At 60.3% G+C, this 1,237-nt stretch carries 1 protein-coding gene and 1 pseudogene; one reads left to right on the forward strand and one right to left on the reverse strand.

The annotated features are described in order from the left end of the window. Positions 1-178 precede the first annotated feature (178 nt). Positions 179-838 carry a GntR family transcriptional regulator gene (locus ACIOTL_RS18075; RefSeq protein ID WP_105662740.1) on the reverse strand — a complete coding sequence of 220 codons (660 nt, stop codon included), beginning with the start codon at positions 836-838 and terminating at the stop codon, positions 179-181. 151 nt (positions 839-989) lie between these two features. Here ACIOTL_RS18075 and ACIOTL_RS18080 point away from each other — a divergent pair. Then, positions 990-1,237 (forward strand): annotated as a pseudogene (locus ACIOTL_RS18080) (serine hydroxymethyltransferase); the annotation flags it as partial.

Consider the following 1,237-nt stretch of genomic DNA (forward strand, 5'->3'; position numbering starts at 1 on the left):
TTGGACGTGGAGGTCGAATTCCTCGGGGGGTGCTGGTGGGGTGAGGCTGTTTCCGTGCGCCTTTGCTTCGGACATGTTCTAATTATACTTCGCTTACTCGAACATGTCTTCGATTCTGAGAAATGGGGATAAGTATTTTTTCGCAGTGCATGGCATCGCTCCAGCGGTGAAGCCGCGGCTAGAGAACGGATCGCACCGACGTCTCGAAATGCACGATATGCTCCAGGGCCAACTCCTGTGCCAGCTGCGCGTCGCCGTCGAGGATGGCTTGGAGCAGCGAGATGTGTTCTTCAATGTGCTCGTCGATGCTCGGCAGGCGATCCAGGGCCATGCACCAGATGCGGGTGGCAAGGTTATCCAGGCGGATCAGCGTCTGCTCCAGATGGTGGTTGCCGGCCGCTTGGTAGATCAGCCGGTGGACTTCCAGGTCGTTCTCCATCAACGTGCGCCGGAGATTCGCGCCCGACAGCTGGCTAACGGCTTGGAGCGTTGCTTCGATGCGACTGCGAGCGCTGCCGCCATGCAGGGCTGCCGCCTTGGCCGCGGCGAGGGGTTCCAGGGCTTCGCGGACTTCGGTGATATCGGCCAGCTCCGTGATGTCCACGCGGGTGGCAAAGGTGCCGCGTCGCGGATAGGACTGCACTAGGTGGTCGACCTCCAGGCGCTTGAGCGCCTCGCGCAACGGCGTGCGGCCGACGCCGAGTTCGTTGACCAGGTGGGCTTCGTTGATCGGGTCGCCGGGGGCGATGTCCATCATGATGAGCCGGTCTCGCAGAACCAGGTAGGCGCGTTCAGCCAGGGACTCGGCGCCCACGGGAAGCTGTGTGGCGAGTGTCATCTTGCCTCCGTTTTCTCTGCTCCATACCGCGTGATTGCTGCACGCTGAAATAATTTCGGGTTACCCATTGACCGGGCTGTGACTTCCATCATACAGTGAATCGCAGATTGATATATCAGTTGTCGGCAATTCATACATTTAGGAATGGGCAATGGCACAAGCTTCAACTCTCTCGGCAGATTCCCTGACCGCAGACCTCGCGCATCTCGATCCGGAGGTCGCGCAGCGTATCGACGCTGAGCTGGCTCGCCAGCAGCGCGGCCTGGAAATGATCGCTTCGGAGAACCACACGGCGCAGGCAATCATGCAGGCGCAGGGTTCGGTACTGACCAACAAGTATGCCGAGGGCTACCCGGGCCGCCGCTATTACGGCGGTTGCGAGGAAGTCGACGTCATCGA

The organism is Glutamicibacter sp. NPDC087673, assembly GCF_044743255.1.
Taxonomy (GTDB): Bacteria; Actinomycetota; Actinomycetes; order Actinomycetales; family Micrococcaceae; genus Glutamicibacter.